The sequence below is a fragment of the Christiangramia qingdaonensis genome (assembly GCF_048381525.1).
Taxonomy (GTDB): Bacteria; Bacteroidota; Bacteroidia; order Flavobacteriales; family Flavobacteriaceae; genus Christiangramia.
Genome location: NZ_JBLWIM010000012.1, coordinates 1,026,425 through 1,033,454, shown reverse-complemented (window position 1 = coordinate 1,033,454; position 7,030 = coordinate 1,026,425). Strand labels below are relative to the sequence as shown.

5 protein-coding genes are annotated in these 7,030 nt (G+C 39.7%); 1 reads left to right on the top strand and 4 read right to left on the bottom strand.

Annotation, left to right across the window (positions count from 1 at the left end; genetic code table 11):
- Window positions 1–240 precede the first annotated feature (240 nt).
- The 3 genes from mutS to ACNI3T_RS09720 all read right to left on the bottom strand — a co-directional run bounded on the left by mutS (window position 241) and on the right by ACNI3T_RS09720 (window position 5,170).
- Window positions 241–2,811, bottom strand: a complete 2,571-nt coding sequence (mutS, locus tag ACNI3T_RS09730) for a DNA mismatch repair protein MutS (RefSeq protein ID WP_418227883.1) — start codon at window positions 2,809–2,811, stop codon at window positions 241–243.
- A gap of 91 nt (window positions 2,812–2,902) precedes the next feature.
- Window positions 2,903–3,319, bottom strand: coding sequence for a hypothetical protein (locus ACNI3T_RS09725; protein ID WP_418227619.1), 417 nt, complete (start codon window positions 3,317–3,319; stop codon window positions 2,903–2,905).
- 18 nt (window positions 3,320–3,337) lie between these two features.
- Entirely contained in the window at window positions 3,338–5,170 is a 1,833-nt protein-coding gene (locus ACNI3T_RS09720) for an ABC transporter ATP-binding protein (protein WP_418227618.1), read from the bottom strand.
- A 148-nt stretch (window positions 5,171–5,318) separates the two neighbouring features.
- Here ACNI3T_RS09720 and ACNI3T_RS09715 point away from each other — a divergent pair, with 148 nt between their 5' ends.
- Window positions 5,319–5,855 (top strand): RNA methyltransferase, encoded by a 537-nt coding sequence (locus tag ACNI3T_RS09715; protein ID WP_418227617.1) that lies wholly within the window; start codon window positions 5,319–5,321, stop codon window positions 5,853–5,855.
- 1 nt (window position 5,856) lies between these two features.
- On the opposite strand, the gene folK is transcribed toward ACNI3T_RS09715, so the two are convergent.
- Complete coding sequence (gene folK, locus ACNI3T_RS09710; protein WP_418227616.1) at window positions 5,857–6,993, bottom strand: 2-amino-4-hydroxy-6-hydroxymethyldihydropteridine diphosphokinase; 1,137 nt, start codon at window positions 6,991–6,993, stop codon at window positions 5,857–5,859.
- Between the last annotated feature and the right edge of the window lie 37 nt (window positions 6,994–7,030).

The following is a 7,030-nucleotide window of genomic DNA, read 5'->3' as shown; positions in this document are numbered from 1 at the left end:
TTTTCGCGATTTTAAAGAACACAACGCCATTTATCATAGCATTTATTGCGGAGGCAAATTTAAAACAAATCTTATAACAGCAAAGAATTATTTAAGAAAAAAGATTCCTCAAAAACCAATTCTTTCCAGCATGGATGCTTATCTCTTCATTATCAGTAATTAGGAGTTGAGCAACTTTCATTTAATATGTACTTCAGCAATAATTAACTACAATACTTAAAGTGTAACCCATAAATATACTTACTGCTTACTGAGCATTCTTTTGATCTCATTCAGCTTCATTAGTGCTTCTACCGGCGTTAGTGTATCAATATCAATTCCCAGTAGCTCTTGCTTCAAATCTTCCAGTAAAGGATCATCCAGATTGAAAAAACTAAGTTGCATTTCCTCTTCCGCAGAACTTTTCATAACCACCCCGGAATCTTCCATCGAGTGGGAAGCCTCCAGTTTCGCAAGAATTTTGTTCGCTCGATGTAATACCATTTGAGGCATCCCCGCCATCTTTGCGACATGTATCCCGAAACTATGTTCACTACCTCCGGGTACAAGCTTCCGAAGAAACAATACATTATCCTTTAATTCCTTGACCGAAACATTATAATTCTTAATCCTGCTAAAGGTTTCACACATCTCGTTCAACTCATGATAATGTGTAGCGAAGAGTGTTTTTGGCCTGGCCGGATGTTCGTGTAAATACTCGCTAATCGCCCAGGCAATACTAATCCCGTCATAGGTGCTGGTTCCTCTTCCAATTTCATCAAGCAGCACAAGACTTCTTTCAGAAATATTATTCAGAATACTTGCAGTTTCATTCATTTCTACCATAAAAGTAGATTCTCCCATCGAAATATTATCGCTCGCTCCTACCCGGGTAAAGATCTTATCCACCAAACCAATTTCTGCAGCTTTCGCGGGTACAAAACTCCCCATTTGAGCCATAAGAACGATCAACGCAGTTTGTCGTAATATAGCCGATTTACCACTCATGTTTGGACCAGTGATCATAATGATCTGCTGATCCTCTCGATCAAGATTAACATTGTTGGTCACGTAGATTTCTCCAGATGGTAATTGTTTCTCGATCACCGGGTGCCTTCCTTCTTCGATCGCCAGTGCATGACTATCGGTGATAGACGGACGCGAATAATTCTCCAGTTTAGCCAGTTGAGCAAACGAAGCAAGACAATCCAGTCTTGCGATCAACTTTGCATTTCGCTGTACAGGATCAATATATTCAGCCATCCAAGAGATCAGTTTTGAGAATAATTCCTGTTCAAGTTGCTGGATCTTCTCCTCTGCTCCCAGAATCTTGGACTCATATTCCTTGAGCTCCTCTGTAATATAACGTTCAGCGTTTACAAGGGTTTGCTTTCTGTTCCAGGTTTCCGGCACCTTGTCTTTATGTGAATTTCTAACTTCGATATAATAACCGTACACATTGTTCTTTCCGATCTTTAAGGATGTAATGCCAGTTTCATGGCTTTCACGTTTGATCATATTATCGAGATAATCCTTTCCAGAAAAAGCTATGGCCCGCAGGTCATCTAATTCTGAAGAAAAACCTTTCGCGATCACATTTCCTTTCTGAACATTGACCGGTGCTTCTTCAGTAATACTTTCAGAAATCTTACTACGCAACAAATCGCAGCTGTTCAAAGTATCTCCAATAACCCTGATCGCTTCATTATCGCATTCCAGAGCGAGTTCTTTAATTGGCATAATGGCATTCAGCGAATGTCTTAGCTGGTTTACTTCACGCGGACTGATCTTCTGCGTAGCAACCTTGGAGATTAGACGTTCCAGATCGCTCATTTCTCTTAATTGCTCCTGAATTCTTTCTAATCTATCCGGATTCTTCAGCAGAAAATCTACTACTTCCAGACGTTGCTCTATAAGATTCGCATCTTTGAGCGGTAGTGCCAGCCAGCGTTTTAAAAGTCGGCCACCCATTGGTGAGATCGTTTTATCGATCACATCCAGCAAGGTCACAGCGTTTGCCGCATTAGAATGATACAACTCTAGGTTCCTGATGGTAAACCTGTCCATCCATACGTATTGCTCTTCTGCGATTCGGTTTAAAGAAACTATATGCTGAAGGCGATGATGCCTGGTTTCTCCAAGGTAATAGAGCACCGCCCCAGAAGCTACAATACCCTCTTCAAGATGATCTACACCAAAACCTTTTAGCGATTTTGTTCCGAAGTGATCGTTGAGAGTTTCATGAGCATAGTCACTTTTAAAGATCCAGTCATCCAAAAAGAAACAATGATGATCCTTGCCAAATGCCGATGTAAAATCCTTCTTATACTTCTTCTGAACAAGAATTTCACTAGGTGAAAAGTTCTGAAGTAGTTTATCGATATATTCCTGATTTCCCTGTGCGCATAAAAATTCACCCGTAGAAATATCCAGAAAAGAAATTCCCAGATTTTTCTTTCCGAAGTGAACGGCACAAAGAAAATTATTCGATTTACTGCTTAAGATATCGTCGTTAAATGCAACCCCTGGAGTAACCAGTTCGGTAACTCCTCTTTTAACGATCGTTTTAGTCATTTTCGGGTCCTCTAACTGATCGCAAATGGCAACTCGCTGACCCGCTCTGACTAATTTTGGTAAATAAGTATTAAGTGAATGATGAGGAAATCCTGCCAGCTCCGTGCGCTCACCGCCGTTATTACGATTGGTAAGTACGATATTGAGAATACGTGCAGCTTTCACCGCATCCTCTCCAAATGTTTCATAAAAATCCCCAACCCTGAAAAGCAGCATGGCATCAGGATATTTCAACTTAATGCTATTGTACTGTTTCATTAAAGGGGTCACCTTCTGCGATTTTTTATCTGCCAATTTTCCGGGATTTTATGGAATGCTAATGTAAAGATTCAGGACTTTGCCCGAAAATTTAATCTAAAATTTCGACGAGAAGCGTCATGAGAAATAGTGCAGACCATAAAATAGTTCTGGACCAATTCCTGGAGACAAGGTTCCCGGTGATCTGCTCGCAACTTTCAGGTGGATTGATCGCATTATGTAAAGGCACAAAAATAAGAAAGGTAAGCAGCCATAAAGCTACTATAAATAGTAAGCTCGTAATCTCGTAAACACCCTGATGTAGGAATAATTGCCAACTCGCAACGATCAATTGCAAGATCATTAAAGGCCCCACGATCACCCCAATTCTTCCGGTGTATTTTTTATGCCAGTCACCAAGTTCATTCTGCCCGTAATGACAAAGCCCGGGATAAATGACCAGTTGCACGATCCAGATCAGAACCATAAGTCCGAAATCAAGCAAAAGTCTGATCGTATGTAGTTCCATTGAATTTAAAATTACAGATTATTGATATCCAGCAGCCTGCAAATTAAATAACTCGGCATATAATTTATCATTCGCCATCAACTCCTGGTGAGTTCCAATTTCTTCCACCTGACCGTTTTTTAAAACCATAATTCTGTCTGCAATACGCACGGTACTAAATCTATGCGAAATGATCACCGCCGTTTTACCTTGAGTTAATTGAATAAAGCGCTGGAATGCTTCGGTTTCTGCGCGGGCATCAAGAGCCGAAGTTGGTTCGTCAAGAATCAGCACCTCTGCATCTTTCATATAAGCCCGGGCGATTGCAATTTTTTGCCATTGACCTCCGGAAAGATCCTTTCCATTCTTAAATCTTTTCCCTAACTGCTGTGCATAGCCAAGCGGTAATTCTGAAACTACTTCCTGCGCCAGACTTTTCTGTGCAGCACTGTCTATTCGGGATTGATTGCCTATTTCTCCAATTTCACCCATGGCAATATTTTCACGCAGGGTCAATTCAAATTTCACAAAATCCTGAAAGATCACACCAAAATATTGCTGATACGCCGCCTGGTTATACTTTTGAATTGGAACATGATCAAGTAAGATCTCCCCTTCCGTTGGTTCATAAAACTGTAAAAGCAATTTGATCAATGTTGTTTTTCCAGCTCCGTTCTCACCAACAAAAGCCAGTTTTTCTCCAGCTCTAAGGTGAAAATTGATATTTCTAACCACCCATTTTTCAGATTTTGGATATTTAAAACCAACATTTTTAAACTCGAAACCATGTTTGATCTCTTTTGGCAATTCAAGCTTTTCTTCTGAATTTTCATTGCTGAAGGACAGATCCAGGAATTCGAAATAATCCTGAAGATAGAGAGCACTCTCGGTAATCTGAGTAAAACGGGTGAAAAAACCCTGTAATTTTGATCGTAATCTATTGAAGGACCCAGATAAGAAAGTCAGGTCACCAATACTGAAAATTCCGGCAACGGTTCTAAAGATGATAAATACGTAAGCACCATAATAGGCTCCTGTTCCAATAATATTAAAAACTGAACCCCAACCAGCTCTTTGTTTCGCCAGGCTCTTACTTTGCTTATAATATTTGGCTGATAGATTCTGAAATCTTCCCGCAAGATAATTTGAGAGTCCGAACAACTTCACCTCTTTTGCAGTGACATCACTGGCACCCGCATAACGCAAGTAATCAAGTTCCCGTCTTTCCTGCGTCCAGCTTCGGGCTAGAGAATAGCTTGTTCCGCTAAACTTGATCTCATTAATAATGGTAGGAATGATCGAAACAATTAAAAGAATGATTAGCCAAGGCTCAAAAGCAACGACCCCGGCAAGTAAAGAGATTATCACAATGACATCCTCACCCTGGGTTAAAATATTAGACATCAATCCTACTCTTCCCGTAGTCTGCTGCCGTGCTCTTTCCAGTTTATCGTAAAATTCAGAATCTTCAAGCTGGTCCAGATTAAGTTCTGAAGTTTTTTTTATTATTCTTACCGATGTATCGATGGAGTACTGATCGCCTAAAAGCGCATCACTTAAGCTAATCCCACGACTTAACAGATCTGAAAGTATAGCCAATCCAAATTCTGCCGCCACCAGCATCCATAATCTATCCAGATCTTTTAGATCATTCCCAATCTGCAGGATCACTTCATCTATGATCAGTTTTCCCAGCAAAAGCATGATCACCGGTAACACCGCATTTAAAACACGACCAAAAATATTGGCATAAAAAAGTGACGGATTCACTTTCCGTATTTCTTTAAAAAATCTGGGAACAAATTTAAGGGAGGCAAAACTCTCTCTAAAATTGATCTTATTAGCTTCTAAGGTCTTTTTTCTTCTTGGCAAATTCTAATTTTTGGATGCCTTGCAATTTAAGCGAAAGCGATAAAAAATGAGCTGCTTAGGTCGTAATTACAACTTAATCCTAACATTTGTGCAAGCTGCGAAATTAGATCCCACTATTTGCTTCTGAAGTTTTGCTATTTTTGCCGGCATGGCAAACAGGAAACTTAAAAATGCGGAACTGGACCGGAAAACGGTTTCAGAATTTAAAGAAGCAACCAAAACTCCAATTATCATCATTCTGGACAATATTCGAAGTCTGAATAATATTGGATCGGTTTTTAGAACTGCCGATGCATTTTTGATCGAAAAGATCTATTTATGCGGAATTACTGCCAGACCACCCCACAAGGATATTCAAAAAACCGCTCTGGGCGCCACGGAGACTGTGGCATGGGAATATGCGGAAGATACTCTTGAGCTTGTCACAAAACTTCAGCAGGAAGGAAAAAAAGTCTACGCCATAGAACAAGCCGAAAATGCTGTGATGCTGGATAAATTTGAACCTTTAAAGGATCAGACTTCCGCAGTAATATTCGGGAATGAAGTGAAAGGTGTACAACAGGACGTAGTAACTGCCAGTGATGCGGTTATTGAAATACCTCAGCTGGGAAGCAAACATTCTCTGAACATTTCAGTAAGCACAGGGGTTGTAGTATGGGATCTATTCTCGAAATTACAGCGATAAACTAGTTTACAGCTTTATCGATTTCAGCCAGAAGCTTCAAGTAATCCTGCCGGTTCGCCACGAAATCCAGGTCTGAAATATCGATGATCTGCACCTTCATATTACTTTGAGACTTGATAAAATTCAGGTAACTCTTATTGATCTCGATCAAATATTCCGGTTGAATATTCTGCTCATAATCCCTGCCTCTTTTTTTGATATTCTGAAGCAACCTGTCGGTATTTTGATACAAATAGATATAAAGTTCCGGTTTTACCAGCTCCTTATACATTAGATGGAATAACTTGTGATACAGTGAATATTCATCTTCATGCAGCGTAATTCTTGCAAAAATAAGTGACTTGAAAACGTCATAATCTGAAATGATAAAGTCCTTAAATAGATCGTACTGCGCGAGGTCATCTGAGAGTTGCTGATACCTGTCTGCCAGGAAAGACATTTCCAATGAAAATGCATAGCGATCTTTATCTTCGTAAAACTTAGGTAGAAATGGGTTGTCCTTAAAGCGTTCGAGAATCAGTTTTGCATTAAAATCTTCGGAAACCATCGTGGAAAAACTGGTTTTACCGGCACCAATATTTCCTTCTACAGCGATATAATTACAAGCAGGAAAATTATACTTAATACCCGGAATATTTAATTTCTCTGAAACCTTATTAATTTCTGAAATATCACTGGTATCTGCAAGTAGATCGCGATACGACCTTTTAAGAACCGGGTGTATTTCCTTTGCTGCAATATCCTGAAGCGGCAATAAAACGAATTTTCTATCTGGAATTCCGGGATGTGGGATCTGCAAGTTCTCTACCTGAATGATCTCATCTTCAAAAATTAGAAGATCCAGATCGATCACCCTGTTTTGATAAGCACCGGAATTATTTCTCTCTCGTCCCAGTTTATTTTCTATTGCCTGTAAACTTTTTAGAATTTGCTGTGGATCCAGTCTTGTTTCGATCTTCGTACAGCCATTGTAAAATGAATTTCCTTCAAATCCCCAGGCCGGAGTTTCGTAAATACCAGAAACCTCCCGAACCCATCCAATAGTTTCATGAATTTGATCAAGCGCAGTTTGCATATAACCTAGACGGTCGCCAAGGTTACTACCTAAGGCCAATAGTACTGTTTTAGGGGAATTCAAAACGGATTAAGAAAATTTTAATAGGTAGCTTCAAATA